The organism is Aeromonas sp. QDB54, from assembly GCF_027707385.1.
Classification (GTDB): Bacteria; Pseudomonadota; Gammaproteobacteria; order Enterobacterales; family Aeromonadaceae; genus Aeromonas; species Aeromonas hydrophila.
On sequence record NZ_JAPCIT010000001.1, the window covers coordinates 143,887 to 168,783 of the forward strand.

General features: G+C 60.2%; 23 protein-coding genes and 2 tRNA genes. 18 read left to right on the forward strand and 7 right to left on the reverse strand.

Annotated features, from left to right (window positions below):
* Nucleotides 1-29 precede the first annotated feature (29 nt).
* Complete coding sequence (greA, locus tag PG881_RS00670) at nucleotides 30-506, forward strand: transcription elongation factor GreA (RefSeq protein WP_011707083.1); 477 nt, start codon at nucleotides 30-32, stop codon at nucleotides 504-506.
* Between the two features lie 47 nt (nucleotides 507-553).
* Here the strand turns inward: greA and PG881_RS00675 are convergent, their stop codons facing one another.
* Both PG881_RS00675 and yhbY read right to left on the reverse strand, forming a co-directional pair.
* The gene (locus PG881_RS00675; RefSeq protein WP_024944268.1) at nucleotides 554-1,147 is read right to left on the reverse strand and encodes a hypothetical protein; all 594 of its coding nucleotides are present in this window, start codon (nucleotides 1,145-1,147) and stop codon (nucleotides 554-556) included.
* Between the two features lie 104 nt (nucleotides 1,148-1,251).
* Complete coding sequence (gene yhbY / locus PG881_RS00680) at nucleotides 1,252-1,548, reverse strand: ribosome assembly RNA-binding protein YhbY (RefSeq protein WP_005298134.1); 297 nt, start codon at nucleotides 1,546-1,548, stop codon at nucleotides 1,252-1,254.
* A gap of 97 nt (nucleotides 1,549-1,645) precedes the next feature.
* On the opposite strand from yhbY, the gene rlmE reads away from it, so the two are divergent.
* The 16 genes from rlmE (at nucleotide 1,646) to PG881_RS00760 (ending at nucleotide 18,386) form a co-directional block, all read left to right on the forward strand.
* Nucleotides 1,646-2,275 (forward strand): 23S rRNA (uridine(2552)-2'-O)-methyltransferase RlmE, encoded by a 630-nt coding sequence (rlmE, locus tag PG881_RS00685; RefSeq protein ID WP_011707081.1) that lies wholly within the window; start codon nucleotides 1,646-1,648, stop codon nucleotides 2,273-2,275.
* 45 nt (nucleotides 2,276-2,320) lie between these two features.
* A complete protein-coding gene (gene ftsH / locus PG881_RS00690; protein WP_039214770.1) occupies nucleotides 2,321-4,270 on the forward strand; it encodes an ATP-dependent zinc metalloprotease FtsH in 1,950 nt (649 codons plus the stop codon).
* 62 nt (nucleotides 4,271-4,332) lie between these two features.
* Complete coding sequence (folP, locus tag PG881_RS00695; protein WP_024944267.1) at nucleotides 4,333-5,178, forward strand: dihydropteroate synthase; 846 nt, start codon at nucleotides 4,333-4,335, stop codon at nucleotides 5,176-5,178.
* Nucleotides 5,179-5,195: 17 nt separating this feature from the next.
* Entirely contained in the window at nucleotides 5,196-6,530 is a 1,335-nt protein-coding gene (glmM, locus tag PG881_RS00700; protein ID WP_016351721.1) for a phosphoglucosamine mutase, read from the forward strand.
* Between the two features lie 131 nt (nucleotides 6,531-6,661).
* Nucleotides 6,662-7,426, forward strand: coding sequence for a triose-phosphate isomerase (gene tpiA, locus PG881_RS00705; protein ID WP_029299295.1), 765 nt, complete (start codon nucleotides 6,662-6,664; stop codon nucleotides 7,424-7,426).
* On the forward strand, nucleotides 7,427-7,753 hold the full coding sequence (gene secG, locus PG881_RS00710) for a preprotein translocase subunit SecG (protein ID WP_010633113.1): 327 nt from the start codon (nucleotides 7,427-7,429) through the stop codon (nucleotides 7,751-7,753).
* A 7-nt stretch (nucleotides 7,754-7,760) separates the two neighbouring features.
* Nucleotides 7,761-7,845: transfer RNA gene (locus PG881_RS00715), tRNA-Leu, on the forward strand.
* A 92-nt stretch (nucleotides 7,846-7,937) separates the two neighbouring features.
* Nucleotides 7,938-8,014: transfer RNA gene (locus PG881_RS00720), tRNA-Met, on the forward strand.
* 167 nt (nucleotides 8,015-8,181) lie between these two features.
* Nucleotides 8,182-8,640, forward strand: coding sequence for a ribosome maturation factor RimP (gene rimP, locus PG881_RS00725; RefSeq protein ID WP_016351719.1), 459 nt, complete (start codon nucleotides 8,182-8,184; stop codon nucleotides 8,638-8,640).
* A gap of 14 nt (nucleotides 8,641-8,654) precedes the next feature.
* Nucleotides 8,655-10,157 carry a transcription termination factor NusA gene (nusA, locus tag PG881_RS00730; protein WP_011707075.1) on the forward strand — a complete coding sequence of 501 codons (1,503 nt, stop codon included), beginning with the start codon at nucleotides 8,655-8,657 and terminating at the stop codon, nucleotides 10,155-10,157.
* 20 nt (nucleotides 10,158-10,177) lie between these two features.
* On the forward strand, nucleotides 10,178-12,871 hold the full coding sequence (gene infB, locus PG881_RS00735; RefSeq protein WP_016351718.1) for a translation initiation factor IF-2: 2,694 nt from the start codon (nucleotides 10,178-10,180) through the stop codon (nucleotides 12,869-12,871).
* A 55-nt stretch (nucleotides 12,872-12,926) separates the two neighbouring features.
* The gene (gene rbfA / locus PG881_RS00740) at nucleotides 12,927-13,361 is read left to right on the forward strand and encodes a 30S ribosome-binding factor RbfA (protein WP_011707073.1); all 435 of its coding nucleotides are present in this window, start codon (nucleotides 12,927-12,929) and stop codon (nucleotides 13,359-13,361) included.
* 1 nt (nucleotide 13,362) lies between these two features.
* Nucleotides 13,363-14,322 carry a tRNA pseudouridine(55) synthase TruB gene (truB, locus tag PG881_RS00745; RefSeq protein ID WP_016351717.1) on the forward strand — a complete coding sequence of 320 codons (960 nt, stop codon included), beginning with the start codon at nucleotides 13,363-13,365 and terminating at the stop codon, nucleotides 14,320-14,322.
* A 144-nt stretch (nucleotides 14,323-14,466) separates the two neighbouring features.
* A complete protein-coding gene (rpsO, locus tag PG881_RS00750; RefSeq protein WP_005298162.1) occupies nucleotides 14,467-14,736 on the forward strand; it encodes a 30S ribosomal protein S15 in 270 nt (89 codons plus the stop codon).
* Nucleotides 14,737-14,903: 167 nt separating this feature from the next.
* Nucleotides 14,904-17,042, forward strand: a complete 2,139-nt coding sequence (gene pnp, locus PG881_RS00755; protein WP_011707071.1) for a polyribonucleotide nucleotidyltransferase — start codon at nucleotides 14,904-14,906, stop codon at nucleotides 17,040-17,042.
* Between the two features lie 102 nt (nucleotides 17,043-17,144).
* Entirely contained in the window at nucleotides 17,145-18,386 is a 1,242-nt protein-coding gene (locus tag PG881_RS00760; RefSeq protein WP_333563418.1) for an MFS transporter, read from the forward strand.
* Nucleotides 18,387-18,389: 3 nt separating this feature from the next.
* Here PG881_RS00760 and PG881_RS00765 read toward each other — a convergent pair whose 3' ends face one another.
* Both PG881_RS00765 and PG881_RS00770 read right to left on the reverse strand, forming a co-directional pair.
* A complete protein-coding gene (locus tag PG881_RS00765; protein WP_270797760.1) occupies nucleotides 18,390-19,472 on the reverse strand; it encodes a protoglobin domain-containing protein in 1,083 nt (360 codons plus the stop codon).
* A 134-nt stretch (nucleotides 19,473-19,606) separates the two neighbouring features.
* A complete protein-coding gene (locus tag PG881_RS00770; RefSeq protein ID WP_011707068.1) occupies nucleotides 19,607-19,960 on the reverse strand; it encodes a DsrE/DsrF/TusD sulfur relay family protein in 354 nt (117 codons plus the stop codon).
* A 178-nt stretch (nucleotides 19,961-20,138) separates the two neighbouring features.
* Here PG881_RS00770 and PG881_RS00775 point away from each other — a divergent pair, with 178 nt between their 5' ends.
* Nucleotides 20,139-20,513: a DUF1090 domain-containing protein gene (locus PG881_RS00775; protein WP_045789162.1), complete on the forward strand. Its 375-nt coding sequence runs from the start codon at nucleotides 20,139-20,141 to the stop codon at nucleotides 20,511-20,513.
* Between the two features lie 69 nt (nucleotides 20,514-20,582).
* Here the strand turns inward: PG881_RS00775 and fumC are convergent, their stop codons facing one another.
* From fumC to PG881_RS00790, 3 genes are all read right to left on the reverse strand, one after another.
* The gene (fumC, locus tag PG881_RS00780) at nucleotides 20,583-21,977 is read right to left on the reverse strand and encodes a class II fumarate hydratase (RefSeq protein ID WP_270797766.1); all 1,395 of its coding nucleotides are present in this window, start codon (nucleotides 21,975-21,977) and stop codon (nucleotides 20,583-20,585) included.
* 73 nt (nucleotides 21,978-22,050) lie between these two features.
* Nucleotides 22,051-22,779, reverse strand: a complete 729-nt coding sequence (pepE, locus tag PG881_RS00785) for a dipeptidase PepE (RefSeq protein WP_270797767.1) — start codon at nucleotides 22,777-22,779, stop codon at nucleotides 22,051-22,053.
* Between the two features lie 192 nt (nucleotides 22,780-22,971).
* Nucleotides 22,972-24,780 (reverse strand): carbon starvation CstA family protein, encoded by a 1,809-nt coding sequence (locus PG881_RS00790; RefSeq protein ID WP_024944260.1) that lies wholly within the window; start codon nucleotides 24,778-24,780, stop codon nucleotides 22,972-22,974.
* Nucleotides 24,781-24,897 lie beyond the last annotated feature (117 nt).

The following is a 24,897-nucleotide window of genomic DNA, read 5'->3' on the forward strand; positions in this document are numbered from 1 at the left end:
TCTCTTTTCAAGCAACCCAGGTTTCGACTATGAATCATACTCCGATGACTGTTCGCGGCGCTGAAAAGCTGCGTGAAGAGCTCGAATATCTCAAGACCGAGCTGCGTCCGCAGATTATCGAAGCGATTGCAGATGCCCGTGAACATGGTGATCTGAAAGAAAACGCCGAATACCATGCTGCCCGCGAGCAGCAAGGCTTCTGTGAAGGCCGTATCCAGGAAATCGAGAGCAAGCTCTCCAACGCCCAGGTGATCGACATCACCAAGATGACCAACAATGGTCGCGTCATCTTCGGGGCAACCGTGACTCTGCTCAAGAGCGAGACGGAAGAAGAGGTGGTCTACCGTATCGTGGGTGACGACGAGGCGGACATCAAACAGAACATGATCTCCGTGAATTCCCCCATCGCCCGTGCCCTGATCGGCAAGGAAGTGGACGATGTGGCCATCGTCAAGACGCCGGCAGGCGATGTGGAGTACGAGATCCTGGAAGTTGCCTACCTCTGAGGTAGGTGGATGCCAGAACAGGGGAGCCCCGGCTCCCCTGTTTGTATTTAGCGGGGCTGGTAAGCCTGGGTGAAGGCGTCCTGATGACGCTGGAACATCCAGTTGCGCAGCAGTTCAAGGTCCGCTTTGGCCATCTGGAAATGCAGTGCCCAGCCCTGAATGCCGTTGCGACGATGAATGTGTCTGACCAGCTCTGCGCTGAGCGGCAGGGGAGCGAGATCCTCAATGAGCAGGCTGCCCGTCAAGGTGGCGCCGACGGCCAGTCCGGGCGGCAGGCCCTCGACGACCAGACCATCGAGCGACAGGCTGTGCACCAGATACTCGTGCTCACCCATCCTGAAGCTGGCCTGCTCGTCCAGCCGCCAAGTGCGCGGATGGGGATAACCCAGCTCCTTGATGACGGGGGCTGCGATGCGTGGCTCGACAAAGCCATCATCTCCTTGAGTGAAGCGCAGCGGAAAACGGAGCTGATGCCCGGCAAAACGGGCTTCCAGCACCAGCTGGTCGGCGCGTTGCAGCAGGCCTAGCAGGGGAGTGGCGAGATAACCGCTCAGGGATTGACCGGCGGCCGTCTCCTGATCGCTTCCCAAGTCCCGTAGCATGGCCAGTTCATCTTCGGTGAGAATCTGATGGTGATCCATAGCGGGTATCCACGAGTATTCATCGCAGGTTAAGGGCCTAGCGACTACTTTGGCAAGCGACTTGGGAAGAGGGGAAATGAAGGAAAGAGCGATGCTCTTTCCTGTTACTTGCGGGGCAGTTGGATTTTCGGCTCGTTGGCCTGACGATAGATGGTCAGCACGTGGCCGATGCTCTGTACTTTCACCGCGCCGGTTTCACGGACGATGGCATCCATAACCAGCTGTTTCATCTCACGATCTTCAGACGCAACCTTAACCTTGATCAGCTCGTGGTGGTTGAGCGCCAGATCGATCTCGGCCAGCACACCTTCGGTCAGACCGTGTTGTCCCAGCAGGACGACCGGCTTCAGACTGTGGGCAAGGCCCTTGAGGTACTGTTTCTGTTTATTGTTGAGAATCATGGCAATTTCTTCATAAGTCAGGGTTGAAAGGGGCGTATTCTACCCCCACTTAGCCCTTAATACTAATAACCCTTGTGGTTTTTTAAAGTCGACGATCATGACCCAGAAAAAACATTCCCCCAGTTCAACCCGCTGGTTAAAAGAGCATTTTGACGATCAATACGTCAAAAAAGCCCAGAAGTTGGGACTGAGATCCCGTGCCGTGTTCAAGATCGACGAGATCCAGGGCAAGGACAAACTGCTCAAACCGGGCATGACGGTGGTGGATCTGGGGGCGGCCCCCGGTGGCTGGTCCCAGTTTGCCATCGACCAGGTCGGTGACAAGGGCCGGGTGATCGCCTGCGATATTCTGCCGATGGATTCCATCGCCGGTGTCGATTTCCTTCAGGGCGACTTTCGGGAGGAAACTGTACTGGGCGCTCTGCTTGAACGGGTAGGTCCGGACAAGGTTGACGTCGTCATGTCCGACATGGCGCCCAACATGAGCGGTACCCAGCAGGTGGATCAGGCCCGTTCCATGTATCTGGTCGAACTGGCGCTGGACATGTGCAACCAGGTCCTGCGGGCCAACGGCAGCTTCGTGGTCAAGGTGTTCCAGGGGGAGGGGTTTGATATCTATCTCAATGAAATCCGTAAACTTTTCACTGCCGTCAAGATTCGTAAACCAGACTCGTCTCGTGCCCGTTCACGAGAAGTCTACATTGTGGCTACCGGTTTTAAACTGTAGTACCCTAACCTTCATCGTTAACTGTCAGTCTGCGAGGTTACTGATTTGAGTGACATGGCGAAAAACCTAATCCTGTGGCTGGTCATCGCCGTCGTGTTGATGTCGGTGTTCAATAGCTTCAGCCCCAGCGATACCACCAGTCGCCAGCTGGACTATTCCAGCTTCGTTAAAGAAGTGACCCAAGAGCAGATCCGTGAAGTGCGGATGGATGGCAAGGTCATTAATGGCGTCAAGCGCACCGGTGAACGCTTCACCACCATCATCCCGGCGCCGGATCCCCAGCTGCTCAACGACATGCTCAATCACAATGTCAAAGTGATGGGCGAGAAGCCGGAAGAGCCGTCTCTGCTGACGTCCATCTTCATCTCCTGGTTCCCGATGCTGTTGCTGATCGGTGTCTGGGTCTTCTTCATGCGTCAAATGCAGGGCGGTGGTGGCAAGGGTGCCATGTCGTTCGGCAAGAGCAAGGCTCGCCTGATGAGTGAAGATCAGATCAAGACCACCTTTGCCGACGTGGCTGGCTGTGACGAGGCCAAGGAAGAGGTGAAGGAGCTGGTCGACTATCTGCGCGATCCGAGCAAGTTCCAGAAACTGGGCGGCAAGATCCCGACCGGCGTACTGCTTGTTGGTCCTCCCGGTACCGGTAAGACCCTGCTGGCCAAGGCCATTGCGGGCGAGGCCAAGGTGCCCTTCTTTACCATTTCGGGTTCAGATTTCGTCGAGATGTTCGTGGGTGTCGGTGCCTCCCGGGTGCGTGACATGTTCGAGCAGGCCAAGAAGTCTTCTCCCTGCATCATCTTCATTGACGAGATCGACGCGGTCGGCCGCCAGCGTGGCGCCGGTCTGGGCGGTGGTCATGATGAGCGTGAGCAGACCCTGAACCAGATGCTGGTCGAAATGGATGGCTTTGAAGGCAATGAAGGCATCATTGTCATCGCCGCTACCAACCGTCCTGACGTACTGGACCCCGCCTTGCTGCGTCCGGGTCGTTTCGACCGTCAGGTCGTGGTCGGTCTGCCGGATGTGCGTGGTCGCGAACAGATCCTGAAAGTGCACATGCGCAAGGTACCGTTGGCAGATGACGTCAATCCGGCGCTGATTGCCCGCGGTACGCCCGGTTTCTCTGGTGCTGACCTGGCCAACCTGGTCAACGAAGCCGCCCTGTTCTCGGCCCGTGAGAGCCGTCGAGTGGTCTCCATGGCCGAGTTTGAAAAGGCCAAGGACAAGATCATGATGGGTGCGGAACGTCGCTCCATGGTGATGAAAGAGTCCGAGAAAGAGATGACGGCCTATCACGAAGCCGGTCACGCCATCATTGGTCGTCTGGTGCCGGATCATGACCCCGTCTACAAGGTTTCCATCATTCCGCGCGGTCGTGCGCTGGGGGTGACCATGTACCTGCCGGAGCAGGATCGATGGAGCCACTCCAAGCAGCATCTGGAGTCCATGATCTCCAGCCTGTACGGCGGCCGTCTGGCGGAAGAGCTGATCTACGGTGCCGAGAAGGTATCGACCGGTGCGTCCAACGACATTGAGCGCGCCACCGACATCGCCCGCAAGATGGTGACCCAGTGGGGCATGTCCGAGCGTCTCGGCCCCATGCTCTACGCGGAAGAAGATGGCGAGGTGTTCCTCGGTCGCAGCATGGCCAAGGCCAAGCACATGTCCGATGATACTGCGCGCGTCATCGATGCCGAGGTCAAGCAGGTCATCGATCGCAACTACGCCCGCTCCAAGCAGATCCTGCTGGACAACATGGACGTGCTGCACAGCATGAAAGATGCGCTGATGAAGTACGAGACCATCGATGCCAAGCAGATCGACGATCTGATGGCTCGCCGCGAAGTGCGTGCCCCCAGCAACTGGCATGATGAGCACGGTGATACCCCGCAAGGCGGTGCCACGGTTGCAGCAGAGGCCAAGCCGGCGGTAGCCGAGAGCGAGCAGGTGGCTGATGTCGATATCGACAAGGCCAACGATCTGCCGGCCAAATAAATCGTGATGATACAAACCCCGGGCTGGCCCCGGGGTTTTTCTTTATGTCAACGGAAGTAACGATGCAGCTAACCAGCAAGGGGCTCAGCCTCTCCCTCGAACGTCCCCACGTCATGGGGATCCTCAATGTGACACCGGACTCCTTCTCCGACGGTGGTCATTTCAATCAGCTGGAGCGGGCGATGACCCATGCGCGCCAGATGGTGGCGGAGGGGGCGACCCTCATCGACATCGGTGGCGAGTCGACCCGCCCCGGTGCTCCCGATGTGAGCGAGCAGGAGGAGCTGGACAGAGTCATTCCCGTGGTGGAGCGCATGGTCGCCGAGCTGGAGGTGATGATCTCCCTGGATACCTCCAAGGCAGCGGTGATGCGGGAAGGCTGCGCGGCGGGTGCCCATCTTATCAACGACGTACGAGCCCTGCTCGAGCCGGGGGCCCTGGCCGCGGCCGCCGTTGCCGACGTTCCGGTGTGCCTGATGCACATGCAGGGGCAGCCCAGAACCATGCAGGCAGAGCCGCACTATGACGATCTGCTGGGGGAGGTGAGGGCTTTCTTCGACGAGCGGATCGCCGCCTGTCTGGCAGCGGGAATACGGAGGGAGCAGTTGTTGCTGGACCCCGGTTACGGTTTTGGCAAGACGCTCGCGCACAACTATCAGCTGCTTGCCCAGCAGGAGAAGTTGCTCGATTACCAGCTTCCGCTCTTGGTCGGTATGTCGCGAAAGTCTATGATAGGCAACCTGCTTGGCTGCCCGGTTGATGAACGGCTGGCCGGCAGTCTGGCCTGTGCGCTCATCGGGATGCAGCGCGGTGCCCGGATCATTCGGGTGCATGATGTGCGAGCGACCATGGATGCCTTGCGTACCGGCTGGATGGTCATGACGGGACAAGATTTCATATCCAAATAAAAAAACGAGAACAGACAATGGCAAGAAAGTATTTTGGCACCGACGGTGTACGCGGCAAGGTGGGTGAATACCCGATCACCCCGGATTTCGTGATGAAACTGGGCTGGGCCGCGGGCAAGGTGCTCTCCAAGAAGGGTACTCGCAAGGTGCTGATCGGCAAGGATACCCGCATCTCCGGCTACATGCTGGAGTCCGCACTGGAGGCGGGCCTGTCCGCCGCGGGTCTCAAGGCCATTCTGATGGGCCCCATGCCCACCCCGGCCGTCGCTTACCTGACCCGCACCTTCCGGGCCGAAGCCGGCATCGTCATCAGCGCTTCCCACAACCCCTATTACGACAACGGCATCAAGTTCTTCTCCGCCGACGGTACCAAGCTGCCTGACGAAGTCGAGATGGCCATCGAAGCCGAGCTGGACCACGAGCTGAAGTGCGTGGAGTCTGCCGAGCTGGGCAAGGCACTGCGCATCGACGATGCCGCCGGTCGTTACATCGAATTCTGCAAGAGCACTTTCCCCTCCAATCTGAGCCTGGAAGGGCTGAAGATGGTGGTGGACTGTGGTCATGGTGCGACCTACCACATTGCGCCTTCCGTATTCCGCGAGCTGGGGGCAGAAGTGATCGCCATCGGCTGCAGCCCGGATGGTCTCAACATCAACGACGGTGTCGGTTCGACCGCCCCGGAAGCTCTGGCGGCCAAGGTGCTGGAGTGCAAGGCGGATCTGGGGGTGGCCTTCGATGGTGATGGCGACCGTCTGGTGATGGTGGACAACACCGGCTATATCATCGACGGCGATGAAATCCTCTACATCATCGCCCGCGATGCACTGCGCAACGGTCGCCTCAAGGGCGGCGTGGTGGGCACCCTGATGGCCAACATGGGTCTGGAGCTGGCGCTGCAGACCCTCGGCATCCCGTTCGCCCGTGCCAAGGTGGGCGACCGCTACGTGCTGGAGATGATGAACGAGAAGGGCTGGCGCATCGGCGGCGAGAACTCCGGTCACATCATCTGCCTGGATCAGACCACTACCGGGGATGGCATCGTCGCCGCCCTGCAGGTACTAACCGCCATCTGTACCGCCGAGATGCCGCTGGCCAAGCTGCGCTCCGGCATGAACAAGTTCCCGCAGGTGCTGGTCAATGTGCGTTTTGCCGAAGGCAAGGATCCGCTGGCGGCCGACGCCGTGCAGCAGGAAGTGGCCAAGGTGGAACAGGAGCTGGCTGGTCGTGGCCGTGTGCTGCTGCGCAAATCTGGCACTGAACCCCTGATCCGCGTGATGGTGGAAGGGGAACATGAACAGCAGGTGCGTGATATGGCCCAACGCATCGCACAACAGGTTGAATCGGCGTTTTAATGAACAAAAAGGGCGGCTTTTAAGCCGCCCTGGTTGTATCTTGTTCAAACGATTCGAAAATTTGAAAATAGCGCTTGTCAGCTGACAATCCTCTGGATATTATCAGCCCCGCTTTCGCAAGGGAGTTGCCGATGGGACATCGCAAGCCGTTTGTAGCAGCCAACTGGAAGTTACACGGTAGTAGGTCGCAGTTAGAGCAGTTTACTGGTCAATGTCTGAAGGACGTTGATGAACGAGTAGACGTGGTCTTGTGTCCATCCCATGTGCATCTCGACTTCACGGCCGCACTGCTCGGTGAGCAGCGGACAATGAAGTTGGGGGCTCAGAATGTGAGCCAGCACAGACAGGGCGCTTACACGGGGGAAATCTCGTGTCAGATGCTGGTCGAGGCAGGGTGTCGATACGTACTGGTAGGGCACTCCGAGCGCAGGCGTCTCTTTGGTGAGACCAGTTTTATCGTCGCAGAGAAGTTTGCGGCAGCCAGAGCGGCAGGTCTGATTCCCATCCTCTGTTTGGGTGAATCAGGGGCGGCGAGGCAGGCGAGAAGAACCTTCGAGGTGATCGCCGAAGAGCTGGACATCGTCATAGAGAAAAATGGCGCGATGGCTTTCGATAATGCTATCATCGCCTACGAGCCGATTTGGGCTGTAGGTACAGGTAAATGCGCCACACCCGAGCAGGCACAAGAGGTTCATTCCTTTATACGTGGTCGCTTGGCGGAGGATACTCCGGTCATAGGTGAGAAAGTCAGAATCATCTATGGTGGGAGCGTAACGCCGGCCAATGCGAGAGAGTTGTTTGCCCAGCCCGACGTTGACGGCGGCCTGATTGGTGGAGCAAGTCTCGATGACCAGACGTTTTTAGGAATTGTTGAAGCGGCAAAGGGTGCAAGTTAAATGTACGAGATTCTTTTGGTCGTTTATCTGCTGGTGTCACTGGCTCTGATTGGTCTGGTGATGATTCAGCAAGGTAAAGGGGCTGACATGGGCGCCTCCTTCGGCGCAGGGGCATCGAATACCGTATTCGGCTCCGGTGGTTCAGGCAGCTTCCTGACCCGCACAACAGCGATTTTGGCTACTCTGTTCTTCTTGATTAGCTTGGTGCTTGGATCTATGTCCAGCAACAAGGTCAAACAGGGTAGTGAATGGGAAAATCTGCAACAAACCCAACAGGTTGAGCAGAGCAAAGCGCCAGTCAAGAAAGACACTGACGTTCCCGAGTAAGATTTTTGCCGTGGTGGTGGAATTGGTAGACACGCTATCTTGAGGGGGTAGTGCTCTAGGGTGTGCGGGTTCGAGTCCCGCCCACGGCACCAATTAAGCAGTGAGCCCGGGTAACCGGGTGTATTATAGCCAGTCAGTCTTGTGTGGCGAGGGTGAAGTGGCTATAATCTCGCACGATTTCGGACGCGGGGTGGAGCAGCATGGTAGCTCGTCGGGCTCATAACCCGAAGGTCGTCGGTTCAAATCCGGCCCCCGCAACCAAATTTCACGCATTTCCTACGCTCAGGAAGGCGGTCGCTGCGAGGCGACAATCAGGGTAAAGCGCCAAGCCCCGATTTGACATCGGGGCTTTTTGTTATGTGCAATTTACTCTGAACCAATTTCTATCTGGGCTTTATGCCCTTTTTTTGTTTTTTCGGAGGGTGACTTTGGCTACGTTGGAACAACGTTTGACCGATCTGCTCGAGGCTCCTGTCGTTGCCTTGGGCTTTGAACTGTGGGGGATTGAGTTTATCCGTGCGGGTAAACACTCCACCTTGCGCGTCTATATCGACGGCGAGCATGGCGTGAGCGTCGAGAACTGTGCTGAGGTCAGCCATCAGGTTGGCGCCATCATGGATGTCGAAGATCCCATCACCGAGGAGTATTACCTCGAGGTGTCTTCCCCGGGTCTGGATCGTCCCCTGTTCAAAGTTGCCCAGTTCGAAAAATACGTTGGCCAAGAGGCGGCGGTAACGCTTCGGATGGCAACAAACAACCGCCGCAAGTTCAAAGGCGTAATCAAAGCCGTGCAGGGCGACATGATCACCCTGACGGTAGATGGTAAGGACGAAGTGTTGGCTTTCACCAATATCCAAAAAGCGAACATAGTGCCGAACTTTGGTTAACGAGGCTATCGGATATGAATAAAGAGATTTTGCTGGTCGTTGACGCAGTTTCCAACGAGAAGGCGGTACCCCGCGAGAAGATTTTCCAGGCTCTGGAAACCGCGTTGGCGACAGCGACCAAGAAAAAATACGAAGGCGAGATTGAAGTTCGGGTCGAGATCGATCGCAAGACCGGTGACTACGACACTTATCGCCGCTGGGTGGTCATTGCAGATCAAGCTGCGATGGAAAACCCCTACGCCGAGATTACCCTGGAAGCTGCCCAGATCGAGCAGCCAGAAATCCAGATCGGTGAATACGTCGAAGATCAGATCGACTCTGTCACCTTCGACCGCATCACCACTCAGACTGCCAAGCAGGTCATCGTGCAGAAAGTGCGCGAAGCCGAGCGTTCCCAGGTCGTTGACCAGTTCAAGGACAAGGAAGGCACCATCATCAGCGGCGTGGTCAAGAAGAGCAACCGCGACAACGTGATCCTGGATCTGGGCAGCAACGCCGAAGCCGTGATCTTCCGCGACGACATGCTGCCGCGCGAGACCTTCCGCCCGGGTGACCGCATCCGTGGTCTGCTCTACGCCGTGCGTCCGGAAGCCCGTGGTTCCCAGCTGTTCGTCAGCCGTTCCAGCCCGGACTTCCTGAAAGAGCTGTTCCGCATCGAAGTACCGGAAATCGGTGAAGAAATGATCGAAATCATGGGCGCAGCCCGTGATCCGGGTTCCCGCGCCAAGATCGCGGTGAAGACCAACGATCGTCGTATCGACCCGATCGGTGCTTGTATCGGCATGCGCGGTGCCCGCGTTCAGGCGGTCTCCGCCGAGCTGAGCGGCGAGCGCGCCGACATCGTGCTGTACGATGACAACCCGGCCCAGTACGTGATCAATGCCATGGCGCCTGCCGATGTGGCCTCCATCATCGTTGATGAAGACAACCACACCATGGACATCGCCGTGGAAGCCGCCAACCTGGCCCAGGCCATCGGTCGCAACGGTCAGAACGTGCGTCTGGCTTCCCAGCTGACCGGTTGGGAGCTGAACGTGATGACCGTCGAGGACATGCGTGCCAAGCACCAGGCCGAGAACGACCGCATCCTGACGCTGTTCACCAGCACTCTGGACATCGATGACGATTTCGCCAGCCTGTTGATGGAAGAGGGTTTCTCCACTCTGGAAGAGATCGCCTTCGTGCCGGTCAACGAGCTGCTGGCCATTGATGGCCTGGACGAAGACATGGTGGAAGAGCTGCGCAAACGCGCCAAGGATGCTCTGACCACCAAGGCTTTGGCCAAAGAAGAATCCTTTGAAGGTGTAGAGCCTTCCGAAGAACTGCTCAATCTGAACGGCCTTGGCCGTGAAATGGCGTACGCACTGGCCGCTCGCGGCATCGGTACCCTGGAAGATTTGGCAGAGCAAGGCATCGATGACCTTGCTGATATTGAAGGGCTGACGGCAGAGAAAGCCGGTGAGCTGATTATGGCTGCTCGTAATATCTGTTGGTTCGGAGAAGAGCAGTCTGAGTAAGATCAAACGGAGGAAAATGAATGGCAGAAGTATCAGTCAAACAACTTGCCACTGACATCGACACACCGGTTGATCGTCTTCTCCAGCAGTTTGTCGATGCCGGTATCAGCAAGAGCAAGGCCGACGACATGGTCAGCGAGTCTGAGAAACAGACACTGCTGGCCCATCTGAAGAAACAGCATGGAGGTGACGAGGTCGCCGCACCTGCCCGCATGACCTTGCAGCGCAAGACCAAGAGCACCATCAGTGTTCAGGGGACTGGCGGCAAGAACAAGGAAGTGCAGGTAGAAGTGCGCAAGTCTCGCACCTATGTAAGACGTTCGGCGCTGGAAGATGAACAGCGCCAGGCGGAAGCCGAGGAAACAGCGCGTTTGGAAGCAGAAGAAAAAGCTCGTCGCGAGGCCGAAGAGAAGGCCCGTCTCGACGCTGAAGAGAAGGCTCGCCGTGAGGCTGAGCAGGCTCGTCGTGAAGCTGAGGAAAAGGCGCGGATCGAGGCACAACAAAAGGCTCGACAGGCTCAACAGCCCGCCAAAGCAGCCGGTAGCACAGCTCAGCAAGAGGCAGAAAAGATGGCCAAGCGCGAAGCAGAAGAACTGAAGCGCCAACAAGAACAAGCAGCCTTGACCAAGGCTGAGGAACTCGCCGCGAAGAAAGCCGAAGAGGCTCGTGTCATGGCGGAACAGAACGCAGCCCGCTGGGCTGAAGAAGAAGCCGCTCGCGCCAAAGAGAGCAGCGATTACCATCTGACCACCAACAAGCACGCTCAGGCGGCTGAAGATGAGTTGGATCGTAAGGAAGAGACCAGCCGCCGCACTGCCGCTGCTGCCAAGGGCCCGAAAAAGGCCGGTCGTCGTGAAGACGATCGCGATGCGCGCAACCCGCGTGCTCGCAAGGGCAAGCGTGGCAAGGTTGCCACTCCGAACGCCATGAAGCACGGCTTCAACAAGCCGGCTGCCGCGGTGAACCGCGATGTGGTGATCGGCGAGACCATCACTGTGGCCGACCTGGCCAACAAGATGGCCGTCAAGGGCGTTGAAGTCATCAAGGTGATGATGAAGATGGGTGCCATGGCCACCATCAACCAGGTGATCGACCAGGAGACCGCTCAGCTGGTCGCCGAGGAGATGGGTCACAAGGTGGTGCTGCGTCGCGAGAACGAGCTGGAAGAGGCGGTACTGTCCGATCGTGACGAGACCTCCGAAGCCAAGCCGCGCGCGCCGGTCGTGACCATCATGGGTCACGTCGACCACGGCAAGACCTCGCTGCTGGACTACATCCGTAAAGCCAAGGTTGCCGCGGGCGAAGCCGGTGGTATTACCCAGCATATCGGTGCTTATCACGTCGAAACCGACAGTGGCATGATCACCTTCCTGGATACCCCGGGTCACGCGGCGTTTACCTCCATGCGTGCTCGTGGTGCCAAGGCGACCGATATCGTGGTGCTGGTCGTTGCTGCCGATGATGGCGTGATGCCGCAAACCATCGAAGCCATCCAGCACGCCAAGGCCGCTGAAGTGCCCTTGGTGGTGGCGGTCAACAAGATCGACAAGCCGGAAGCGGATCCGGATCGCGTCAAGACCGAGCTGGCCCGTTACAACGTCATGTCCGAAGACTGGGGTGGCGATTGCCAGTTCGTCCATGTCTCCGCCAAATCCGGCCAGGGCATCGATGACCTGCTGGAAGCCATCCTGATCCAGTCCGAAGTACTGGAGCTGAAAGCGGTGGTTGACGGCATGGCCAACGGCGTCGTGATCGAGTCCTTCCTGGACAAGGGGCGTGGCCCGGTTGCTACCGTTCTGGTACAAGAAGGCACCCTGCGTCAGGGCGACATCGTGCTGTGCGGCCTGGAATATGGTCGTGTCCGTGCCATGCGTGACGAGCTGGGTCGCGAGATCAAGGAAGCGGGTCCGTCCCTGCCGGTGGAAATCCTCGGCCTGTCCGGCGTTCCCTCTGCCGGTGACGAAGCCACCGTCGTGCGTGACGAGAAGAAAGCCCGTGAAGTGGCGCTCTATCGTCAAGGCAAGTTCCGCGAAGTCAAGCTGGCCCGCCAGCAGAAGGCCAAGCTGGAAAACATGTTCGCCAACATGACCGAGGGCGAAGTGTCCGAAGTGAACGTGGTGATCAAGGCCGACGTACAGGGTTCCGTGGAAGCGATCTGCGATGCCCTGGTCAAGCTCTCCACCGACGAAGTGAAGGTGAAGATCGTGGGTTCCGGCGTGGGTGGTATCACCGAGACCGACGCTACCCTGGCTGCCGCGTCCAGCGCCATCCTGGTCGGCTTCAACGTCCGTGCCGATGCCTCTGCACGCAAGGTCATCGAGGCCGAGAGCCTGGATCTGCGTTACTACTCCGTCATCTATGACCTGATCGACGAAGTGAAGCAGGCCATGAGCGGCATGCTGGCCCCCGAGTACCGTCAGGAAATCATCGGTCTGGCCGAAGTGCGCAGCGTGTTCAAGTCACCGAAGTTTGGTGCCGTGGCCGGCTGTATGGTCACCGAGGGTGTGGTCAAGCGTTCCAACCGTATTCGCGTTCTGCGCGACAACGTGGTTATCTATGAAGGCGAGCTGGAATCCCTGCGTCGCTTCAAGGATGACGTCAACGAAGTCAAGAACGGCTACGAATGTGGTATCGCGGTCAAGAACTACAACGACGTACGCGAAGGCGACCAGATCGAAGTTTATGAGACCGTTGAAATTCAACGGACTCTGTAAGGCTGGAGTCAGATTAAATAGGGGGCCGCGGCCCCCTTTTATCGCAGGATAGAATATGGCCAGAGAATTTAGCCGGACCCGTCGGGTCGGACAGCAGATCCAGCGTGAAATCGCGCTCATTCTGCAGCGCGAGGTCAAGGATCCGCGCATCGGCATGGTGACCGTTTCCGATGTGGAAGTGTCCCGTGACCTCAATTACGCCAAGGTGTATGTCACCTTCTTGCAGCTGGAAAATGATGCCGAACGCATCAAGGAAGGGCTCAAGGCGCTGACGGAAGCCGCTGGCTACATCCGCAGCCTGCTGGGCAGCGCCATGCGTCTGCGCGTGGTGCCCGAGCTGCGTTTCTTCTACGACCAGACCCTGGTCGAGGGGATGCGTCTCTCCAACCTGGTGACCAACACCATCCGTGAAGACAAGCGTCGCATGGCCGAATCCGGTCGTGAAGAAGACGATGCCGCGCCGGATGAAACTACTGAGGATAACGCCTGAGATGTCTCGTAGACGTCGTTTCAAGGGCCGTGACGTGCACGGTATCCTGCTGCTGGACAAGCCGACCGGGCTGACCTCCAACGATGTGTTGCAGAAGGTCAAGCGGATCTACAACGCCGCCAAGGCCGGCCACACCGGCGCCCTGGACCCGCTGGCAACCGGCATGCTGCCGATCTGCCTCGGCGAAGCCACCAAGTTCTCCCAGTATCTGCTGGAAGCGGACAAGCGCTACGAGGTGACCGCCAAGCTGGGCGAGCGCACCAATACCAGCGACTCCGATGGCGAGGTGGTCTCCACCCGGCCGGTGAACGTGGCCGTGGGTACCCTGATCGAGTCGCTGGACCAGTTCCGCGGCCCCATCATGCAGGTGCCGTCCATGTACTCCGCCCTCAAGCACAACGGTCGCCCGCTCTACGAGTACGCCCGTGAAGGTATCGAGATCGAGCGGGAAGCCCGCCCCATCACGGTGTTCGAGCTCAAGCTCATCAGCTTTGAAGGGGATGAGGTCAAGCTGGAGGTGCACTGCAGCAAGGGTACCTACATCCGCTCCCTGGTGGACGATCTGGGGGAGGTGCTGGGCTGTGGCGCGCACGTCACCCAGTTGCGCCGAACCCAGGTGGCCAGCTACCCCTATGAGCGGATGCTGACCCTGGAACAGCTCGAGTGCATCTTCGAGCAGGCCAAGGCCGAAAGCATTCCGCCGCGCGAGCAGCTGGATCCGCTGCTGCTGCCGATGGACACCGCCGTGGCAAGCCTGCCCGAGGTGAACATGCTGGCCGCCGTGGCCGCCTATGTGAACCAGGGCCAGGCCGTGCAGGTTGCCGGAGCGCCGCAAAGCGGTCAGGTGCGCATGACGGTCGGTCCGGAGCGCGAGTTCATCGGCGTGGGCGAGATCGACGACGAGGGGCGCGTGGCGCCCAAGCGTCTGGTGCGTTATCACGACGAACACGACGAGGAGTGATCCTCAGGCGGTATCGTCGCGTGTTGGCTGTTGTGGCTCTTTCCCGTTGCGAAAAGTGACGGGGACGATTATGATACCGCCCTCATTTCACGGCTGAATTAGAGATTGGCTGTGAACCTTTAAACACTCTACTGGAGTAATACCATGTCTCTAAATGCTGAGATCAAAGCTCAAATCGTTGCTGACAACGCTCGTTGCGCCAACGACACTGGCTCCCCCGAAGTGCAAGTTGCCCTGCTGACTGCCCAGATCAACCATCTGCAAGGTCACTTCAAGGAGCACTCCAAGGATCACCACGGTCGTCGCGGTCTGCTGCGCATGGTTTCCCAGCGTCGTAAGCTGCTGGACTACCTGAAGCGTAAAGACGTTCAGCGTTACGCTGCTCTGATCGCCAAGCTGGGTCTGCGTCGTTAATCGACCATCAGATTTCGCGAAAAAGGGGAACCTCCGGGTTCCCCTTTTTTATTGCGCGTCAGGCTGTTGCCGCCCTCACAGAATTTGTGTCGCTGCTTACCTTTTGCATCGAATCAAGTATACTTGCACGCGAATTTAAAGCGCCAAATTGTAAAAAGGAAATTCACGTGAATCCTATTGTAAAGTCATTCCAGTACGGTCAACACACCGTCACTCTGGAAACCGGAGTGATGGCCCGTCAAGCCACTGCGGCCGTCATGGTCAGCATGGACGATACCTGCGTATTTGTGACCGTAGTTGGCAAGAAAGAGGCCGATCACGGCCGTGATTTCTTCCCGCTGACCGTCAACTACCAGGAGCGTACCTATGCTGCTGGTCGTATCCCGGGTGGTTTCTTCCGTCGTGAAGGCCGTCCGAGCGAAGGCGAGACCCTGATCTCCCGTCTGATCGACCGTCCTATTCGTCCGCTGTTCCCGGAAGGCTTCCTCAATGAGGTTCAGGTGGTTGCCACCGTCATGTCCGTGAACCCGGCCGTTTCTCCCGACATCGTTGCCATGATCGGTGCCTCCGCGGCGCTGGCCATCTCCGGTATCCCGTTCGGCGGCCCGATCGGTGCAGCCCGCGTGGGTTACATGAACGGTCAGTACGTGCTGAACCCGACCACTACCGAACTGCCGCAGAGCGATCTGGACCTGGTCGTTGCCGGTACCGCCAACGCCGTGCTGATGGTTGAATCCGAAGCGGCCATCCTCTCCGAAGAGGTGATGCTGGGTGCCGTGGTGTTCGGTCACGAACAGATGCAGGCCGTTATCAACGCCATCAACGAATTCGCTGCCGACGTCGGCACCAAGCCGTGGAACTGGACTGCTCCTGCCGTCAACGAAGCGCTGAAAGCCAAGGTTGCCGAGCTGGCGACAGCTGAGCTGGGTGAAGCCTACCGCATCACCGAGAAAGCCGTGCGTTACGAAACCATCGGTGCCATCAAGGCTCGCGTGGTTGAGCAAGTCATCGCTTCCGGCGTGGAAGAAGATGCCAAGAAGATCGGCGAAGAGTTCCACAGCCTGGAAAGCCGCATCGTCCGTGGTCGCGTCGTCCGTGGCGAGCCGCGCATCGATGGTCGCGATCCGGAGATGATCCGCGCCCTGTCCGTCGCCACCGGCGTACTGCCGCGTGCCCACGGCTCCGCCCTGTTCACCCGTGGTGAGACTCAGGCCATGGTCGTTGCCACCCTGGGCACCGAGCGTGACGCCCAGAACATCGACGAGCTGACCGGCAACCGTGCCGATCGCTTCATGCTGCACTACAACTTCCCGCCATACTGCGTCGGTGAGACCGGCATGATGGGTAGCCCGAAACGTCGTGAAATCGGTCACGGTCGTCTGGCCAAGCGCGGCGTTGCTGCCGTGATGCCGAGCGCCGACGAGTTCCCGTACGTGGTACGCGTGGTCTCTGAAATCACCGAATCCAACGGTTCCTCCTCCATGGCCTCCGTCTGTGGTTCCTCCCTGGCGCTGATGGACGCCGGTGTGCCGATCAAGGCCTCCGTTGCCGGTATCGCCATGGGTCTGGTGAAGGAAGAAGAAGGTTTCGTCGTGCTGTCCGACATCCTGGGTGACGAAGATCACCTGGGCGACATGGACTTCAAGGTTGCCGGTACCACCGAAGGTGTGACCGCGCTGCAGATGGACATCAAGATTGAAGGCATCACCAAAGAGATCATGGAGATTGCCCTGAAGCAAGCTCGTGGTGCTCGCCTGCACATCCTGAAAGTGATGGACGAAGCCATCCAGGCACCGCGTGCCGAGATCTCCGATTTCGCCCCGCGCATCCACACCATCAAGATCAACCCGGAGAAGATCAAGGACGTCATCGGTAAAGGTGGCTCCGTGATCCGTGCCCTGACCGAAGAGACCGGCACCAACATCGAGCTGGATGATGACGGTACCGTCCGCATCGCCGCCGTTGACGGTGATGCCGCCAAGGAAGCGATCCGCCGTATCGAGGCCATCACCGCCGAGATCGAAGTGAACCGCATCTACGAAGGCAAGGTTGTACGTCTGGCCGACTTCGGTGCCTTCGTCAACATCCTGCCGGGCAAGGATGGTCTGGTGCACATCTCCCAGATCACCGATGCACGCGTGCAGAACGTGGCCGACTATCTGAAGATCGGTGACGTGGTGAAGGTGAAGGTACTGGAAGTGGACCGTCAGGGCCGCGTGCGTCTCTCCATCAAGGAAGCGAACGCCCCGACCGAAGCCGCCGCCGAGCCGGCTGTTGCCGCCGTCGAAGAGCCGGCCGCCGAATAAGCCGCCGAGCCGTGAAAAAGCCGACCTCAGGGTCGGCTTTTTTTATATTTGCGGCTTGATGTTGTCTCTTTTGAGACCTCTTGTTATAACGAAAGGCTTCCCGTGCGACGGGCAACAAGGAGCAGTGTGATGTCGTGGGCCCTCCTCAGGCAGTTTCCTCCCCTGGTCTGGACCGTGATCCTGGGCACCTTCATGGTGCGCACCAGCTATTACATGGTTTGGCCGTTTCTCTCCATCTTGCTCTATCGCGAGTATGGCCTCTCGGCGACTGCCATTGGCGCCATGCTGGGGGCGACTGCGGCCATCTCCACCCTGGTCAGCTTCTATGGCGGCTGGCTGTCCGACAAGCTGGGGCGGCGCAACATCCTGCTGGCGGGTTGTCTGGTCTCGGTGCTCTGCTACGGCCTGCTCGGCTTCTCCCATTCGGTGCTGTGGCTCGGACTCGGGGTGCTCGGCAGCGGCCTCTCCTCCGGGCTCATCGATGCGCCCGGCAAGGCGCTGATGGCCGACAGCCTGGCTTCGGCCAAGGCGCGCGAGCTGGCGTTGCACCTGCGCTACTTCCTGCTCAACCTGGGGGCGGCTCTCGGCCCCCTGCTGGGGGTGACCCTCGGCATCAGTGCTCAGCAGCAGACCTTCCTGCTGCTGAGTAGCAGCTATCTATTGCTGGGGGCTGCCTTCCTCTGGGGATTTGCGCAAAGCAGGGTAGTGACGACCCACGGCAGCGAGCTGGGCCTGCGTGCGGCCATCAAGGTATTGTGGCTGGACCGGGGCTTCTTGCTGCTGGTGCTGGCCAACCTGTTGATGAACCTGGTCTATTCCCAGTTCCACTCACCGTTGGTGCAGTACCTGACCCGGGCCGGGACGCCAGAGGTGGCGAGCCTCATCGCCCTTCTGGTAGCCACCAACGCCCTGACCGTGGTACTGCTGCAGTTCCCCTTGCTGCACCTCCTGGCCCGCTGGCCGGGCAAGGTGCGCCTGCAGGTCGGTATCACTCTGTTTCTGGGGGCTCAGGTGCTGTTTGCGCTGGGGGATCCGCAGCAGTGGTCGCACTGGGTCGGGGCGGTACTGATGCTGAGCCTGGGGGAGACCATACTGTTTCCGCTGCTCAACGTGCTGATCGATCAGATGTCGCCTCCGCACCTGAAGGGGAGCTACTTCGGTGCCGGTGCGCTGGCCGGGCTGGGTAGTGCCATCGGTGCCTTGCTGGGGGGCTGGATCCTTGCCGAGTGGGGCGGTCAGGCGCTCTACGTGCTGATGGCGGTGCTCTGCCTGTTTACCTTCCTGCTCTATGAGTGGGGCGCCCGCATTGCGCGCCCGGAACGGATTCGGGTCAGGCAGGATTGAACCTCAGTGGGTACTGTTCTGGTTGACCTGCTTCATCGCCTTCTTGGCGGCATACATGCGCTCGTCGGCCAGCCGGATCAGGCTGTTGCCCTCGTCGAACTGGACCGGCCCGGTCTGCACCAGACCGATGCTGAGGGTGACGTCACTGATCTGCTCGGCCAGCGCGTTGGTCAGCCGCTGCAGGTAGACGTCTCTGGCCTGCTCCTCGTTGCAGTTGGGCAGGATCAGGCAGAACTCGTCCCCGCCGTAACGGAAACAGCAATCCTCCGCCCGTGAGACCTTGCGAATGCAGTCGCCGACGATGCGCAGGATCTCGTCCCCGCGCTGATGGCCCTGGCTGTCGTTGATCTGCTTGAAGTCGTCGATGTCGAGATAGGCGATGACCACCGGCTCTGAGCGGCGCTGGCAAGTACGCAGGGTGCGAGTCAGGTTCTCCTGCAGATGGCGCACGCTGAGCAGGCCGGTGAGGGCATCGGTCCGACTCATCTCCTCCAGCTGCTGGGTGCGCTCGCGTACCTTCTCCTCCAGTGCCTTGGCGTAGATCTCCGATTTCTCCTTGGAGGACTCGATCTCCGACACCAGGCTGCGAATATAGGTCTCGAACACCAGGGTGATGTCGAACAGGAACAGCTTGTCGAGGGCGGTCAGCATGGTGACCCGCTCCTGCTCATCGGGGATCTGGGCGAAGATATCCTCGATGAGCAGCCCCTTGAGGGTGTTGATGGCGGCCAGATAGAGCTTGGGTTCCACCCCGATCCGCTTGTGCACCAGTCCGATCCGCAGCCGGTTGTTGACGTATTCCAGGTCATACAGGCCGCTGAACAGGTCGAGAATATAGCGGCGCTGGGCGGCCCGCAGCCGGGTGAGGGTATCGGCGTCGCCGATCAATAGAGCAATTTCGGTTATCCCGGTCTGCAGGGTGTAAAACTTGTCGACCAGGGCGTCGATGTGGGGCTCGATTTTGGGACGGTAGCTGGCGAGCAGGGCGAAATCCTGCTCATCCAGCAGCAACAGCTCCTTGCGATGGGCGATTTCGAACTCGGTGATCCGCATTTGTTCCAGCAGAGTCTGTTCGGTTGGATTCATGGCAGTTCCCTGAACGAAAATGAAAGCGCGCACGTTGTTATCTAACTGACAGTGTAGACATTAACAGCCCAAGGCAGGTTTTCAAATGGCGCAGGATTGTTGCGGATCAACGCCTGCGCCTGGTTCTCGCACTGCTAGAAGGTCAACACCTTGTCGGCCGCCAGTGTCCACTGGGCCAGCAGCGGCAGGGTGCCGATCTCGATCCCCTCGATGAGCGGCAGCGCCGTGATGCCACGGGCATCGGTACAGGTCTTGCAAAGGCGGATGCTGATCCCCTGAGCCAGCAGGATCTCCAGCATCTGGCGCAGGTTGTAGCCCTCGGCCGGGGCCTGGCCCGCCAGTGCGGCGCTGACCGCATCGGACATCAGAAACAGTTTCAGGTTGGCACCGCCCTGTTCGCGCAGGGCGATGGCCAGGCGCAGGGCATTGAACAGGGATTCGCTGCCATAGGGGGCGCCGTTGGCGATGATGACAATCTCTTGATTCATAACAGACTCCTTCATGAAAGTAGCCATTGTAGGCCCATCGGCACCCGGTTGGCGTGATGTCGCACAAACTCTGTCGTAGCGGTTTGCCCGCGCCTTGACCCGGCCGGCCGAGTACGGTCTGATAGGCGGCCATCAAACATGACAGGGGAACGAGGTCGTTATGTGGAAGGTTATCGGAATGAGCATGCTGCTGTTGGCCGGCCAGGCCTATGGCAGTGAGGCCGTTGGCTGCAAGGCGCGCCAGCAGGCCGTCAAGGATCAGCTGGTGTTTGCCAAGGCGCACGGCAATGCGGATCAGGTCGCCGGGCTGGAGCGGGCCCTGCGCAATATCGAGACTCACTGCACCGACGCCGGCCTGTTCAAGGAGCAGCAGCAGCGGGTGGCCGAGCTCAAGGAGCAGGTCAACGAACGGTTGGTCGAGCTGCAAAACGCCAGGGTGACGGGCAAGCCCGACAAGATCGCCAAGAAGCAGGCCAAGCTGGAAGAGGCCCAGACCAAGCTGCTGGCCGCCCAGCGCGAGCTGGATGCCCTGAGCAAGCTTGCCAAACCCTGACTCATCGATGAAAAAAGAAGCCGGCGCAGTCCGGCTTCTTTTTTATCTCATGTTTCCCTCCGGGCTGGCTCAGCCGCCGCGCCGACCCACCATATCGGCCGGCACCACCCAGGCATCGAACTGCTGCGCCGTCAGGTGGCCGGAGGCGATGGCCGCCTCCCGCAGACTGAGCCCCTCATGGTGGGCCCGCTTGGCGATCTCTGCCGCCTTGTCATAGCCGATATGGGGGTTGAGTGCCGTCACCAGCATCAGGGAGCGGGCCAGCAGCTCGTCGATGCGGGGCTGGTTCGGGGTGATGCCGACGGCGCAGTGGTCGTGGAAGCTCTGCATGCCGTCCGCCAGCAGCCGCACGCTCTGCAGGAAGTTGTGGGCGATCATCGGCCTGAACACGTTGAGCTCGAAGTTGCCGCTGGCGCCGCCGATGTTGATGGCGACGTCGTTGCCCATCACCTGGGCGCACAGCATGGTGAGCGCCTCGCACTGGGTCGGGTTGACCTTGCCGGGCATGATGGATGAACCTGGCTCGTTTTCCGGGATGAGCAGCTCTCCCAGCCCGCAGCGGGGGCCGCTCGCCAGCCAGCGCACGTCGTTGGCGATCTTCATGAGGGAGGCGGCCAGGGTCTTGAGGGCGCCGTGGCCATGCACCAGGGCATCGCTCGCCGCCAGCGCCTCGAACTTGTTGGGGGCGCTCACCAGCGGCAGCCCGGTCTGCTCGGCCAGGGTGGCGGCCACCGCGTCGGCGAAGCTGGGCGGGGTGTTGAGGCCGGTGCCGACGGCAGTGCCCCCCAGCGCCAGCTCGCACAGATGGGGCAGGGCGGCCCGGATATGGCGCTCTCCCTGCTGGAGCTGGGCGACCCAGCCGGAGAACTCCTGCCCCAGGGTGAGCGGGGTGGCATCCTGCAGATGGGTGCGGCCTATCTTGACGATGTCGTCGAAGGCCGCCGCCTTGCCGGCCAGGGTAGTGCGCAGGGTGGTCAGGGCGGGCAACAGGTGCCCGGTGATGGCCGTGACGGCCGCCAGGTTCATGGCGCTCGGGAAGACGTCATTGCTCGACTGGCTCTTGTTCACCTCGTCGTTGGGGTGCACCAGCCGCCCCTCGCCACGAGTGCCGCCGAGCAGCTCGCTGGCCCGGTTGGCCAGCACCTCGTTGAGGTTCATGTTGGTCTGGGTGCCGGAGCCGGTCTGCCATACCCGCAGCGGGAACTCTTCATCATGCTGGCCGCACAGGATCTCGTCGGCGGCGCTCATGATGGCCTGCGCCGTGCGGGCGGGCAGCAGTCCGTTGGCGTGGTTGACCCGGGCACAGGCCGACTTGATGCGGGCCAGGGCGTGGATCAGCGCCATCGGCTGGCGCTCGCCGGAGATGTCGAAGTGTTGCAGGGAGCGCTGGGTCTGGGCTCCCCACAGCCGATCGGCCGGCACGGCGATCGCGCCGAAGCTGTCGTGTTCAGTCCTGCTCTTCATCTCATCCTCCCTTCATTGCGAAAAAAGGGGCGACATCCTGCGCCCCTGTGGGTTTTCAGCCGGTCAGCACCATTCAGCCGCGCGGGCGAAACGGCGTCAGCTCGGCCAGCGGCGCGGCCGTGCTGAACTCCTGGGTGGTCTCGGCGTGCTTGAAGATTTTGAAGCCTTCGCCGCGGGCGCTCCAGTATTCGATGTGCTCGCCACTGACCTGGAGCAGGCTGGCCTCGCGCAGGGCCACCACGTGTTCGCTCGGGTTGATGGCGCAGAACTCGGCCAGGCGCTCGTCGCGGGTCTCCCCCATGTGGCCGCTGATGCTGGCGTCCAGATAGTGCGGATTGATCTGCAGTGGGAACAGCCCCAGCGCAGGCAGCACGGCGGCGCTGCAGACCGGCATGTCGTTGGTGGTGCGGATGCTGGGGGTCGCCACGTTGCAACCGGCGCTCCAGCCCACATAGGGCACGCCCCGCTCGCGCACGGCGCGCTGGATGGGCACCACCAGGCCGTTCTCGTGCAGCAGCTGGTTGAGGCGCCAGGTGTTGCCGCCGCTGATAAAGATGGCGTCGGCATGGTTGATCGCGTCCACCGGGTCATCGAACTGGTGAATGCTGATGGCCTCCACCCCCAGGCTCTCGCTGAGCTCCAGGGCGCGGGCATCCCAGTCGCTGCGGATCACCGCGTAGGGGATCAGCAGGATGCGCTTGACCTGTTTGCGGGCGAGCAGGGTCTGCACCCGATCCCGGGCCCAGCCGAGCAGGCCCGGGCATTCGTTGGCTTTGCCGTTGCTAAGCAGAAGCAGTTCCATGAAGCGTGTCCTCGATAAGTGAAAGCGCGAAGAGGTCACCGGCCCCAAGCCGGGTGACGGAAGCCCCCATTCTAGCCCGATCGCGGCTCGGGTTCTGTGATCGATGGCGCCATGTATCCTGATGAGGCCGTTTTTTGACCGCCAGATGCAACAAACCCCGGCATGCCGGGGTTTGTGGTTGCAGCGGATGGGTCAGCTGGCGCTGGCCGGGGCAATCCGGAACTCGGGTTGCTGGCGCAGCTTCCACAGCTCAATCCACTTGCGGATGGCCGACACCAGGATGACGGCGCCCAGCCCCAGCATCAGCAGCGAGATGCCGCCGTTGAGCAGGTTGTAGCCCTTGGCTTCGGGGTTGAAGTAGACGTGGCTGACCATCCAGTAACCGGCGTAGTTGACGGTGACGAACAGGTAGGCCAGCGGGATCAGGCAGGTCAGCATGTAGCGGCGCTTGCTGGCCAGTCGCAAGATGATGGTGGCACCTATGATGAGGCCCACCGAGGCCATCAGCTGGTTCGAGACCCCGAACAGCGCCCACACAGATCCGATATCACCGGACATCAGCAGGTAGCCCCACATCACGCAGGCGAGCACGCTGGCCCCGATGGCGCCCGGCATCCAGTCGATGCGCTTGAGGGGCGGATAGAACTCGCCGAAGAAGTCCTGAATGAGGTAGCGGGAGACCCGGGTGCCGGAGTCGACGGCAGTCAGGATGAACACCGCTTCAAACATCACCACGAACTGGAAGAAGTAGGAGGCGAGATTGCTGAACCAGGGCACCTTGGTGAAGATGTAGGACATGCCCACCGCCAGGGTGACGGCGCCGCCGGTGCGACCGTTCAGGTCCATGCCGATCTCCTGGGAGAGGAACGGCAGATCCACCACCTGCATCCCCAGCTTGGCGAAGGCCTCCGGGGTGGCGTTGATGGCGAAGTAGTCGGCCGGGTGCAGGGCGGTGGCGGCGATCAGCGCCATCACGCCCACCACGCACTCGGCCAGCATGGCACCGAAGGCAACCGGCAGGATGTCGCTCCACTTGTCCACCAGTTTCGGGGTGGTGCCGGAGCCGATGAAGGCGTGGAAGCCGGAGATGGCGCCACAGGCGATGGTGATGGAGATGAAGGGCCAGACCGGGCCACCCAGTACCGGACCGCCACCGTGGACGAACTGGGTCATGGCGGGGAACTGGATCTCGGGGTTGATGCAGATGACGCCGATCACCAAAGCGCCGAATACACCGATCTTCATGAAGCTGGAGATGTAGCCGCGCGGGGTGAGCAGCAGCCAGACCGGCAGGGCGGTGGCGAAGAAGGCGTAGACCGGCAGCGCCAGACTGATGGTCTCGGCGCGCAGGGTCAGCCAGGCACCGAAGGCGCTCTCCTGCACGTAGGGGCCGAAGAAGACGCAGGCCAGCACGGCGATGAAGCCCACCCAGGAGGCGGCTTGCAGGTTGCCGGTCAGCTTGTGCCAGATCCCCACCACCATGGAGATGGGGATGGTCATGAACACCGCGAACACGCCCCAGGCGTTACGCTCCAGCGCGTGTACCACCACCATGGAGAGACCCGCCATGGTGATGGTGATGATGAACAGCATCGCAAGGCCGGTACACCAGCCGGCGATGGGGCCGAGTTCGGCCTTGGCCACCTCGGAGAGGGACTTGCCCTGATGCTTCATGGAGGCGAACAGCACGACAGTGTCGTGCACCGCGCCGCCGATGACACAGCCGATCAGCAGCCAGAGAAAGCTCGGCAGGTAACCGTACTGGGCCGCCAGGACCGGGCCCACCAGCGGACCGGCGGCGGCGATGGCGGCGAAGTGCTGGCCGAAGTTGACCCACTTGTTGGTCGGCACATAGTTTTTGCCATCTTCCAGCTGGTGGGAGGGGGTGACCAGCTTGTCGTCGGCCATCAGCACCTTGCGCACAAAGAACACGCCGTAGAGGCGATAGGCGATGGCGAGGATGCAGAGGGCCGCAATGACGAAGGTGATTGCGTGTTGCATGACGGAGTTTCCTTTTCCTGCGGCCAATCCGGCCGGGCTCAGGCTGCACTCTACGCAGGCGACAGGGAAAGGGGAGCGCAGAAAAGGTCAGTGGCAGATGGCCGCCCGCGAGCGGCA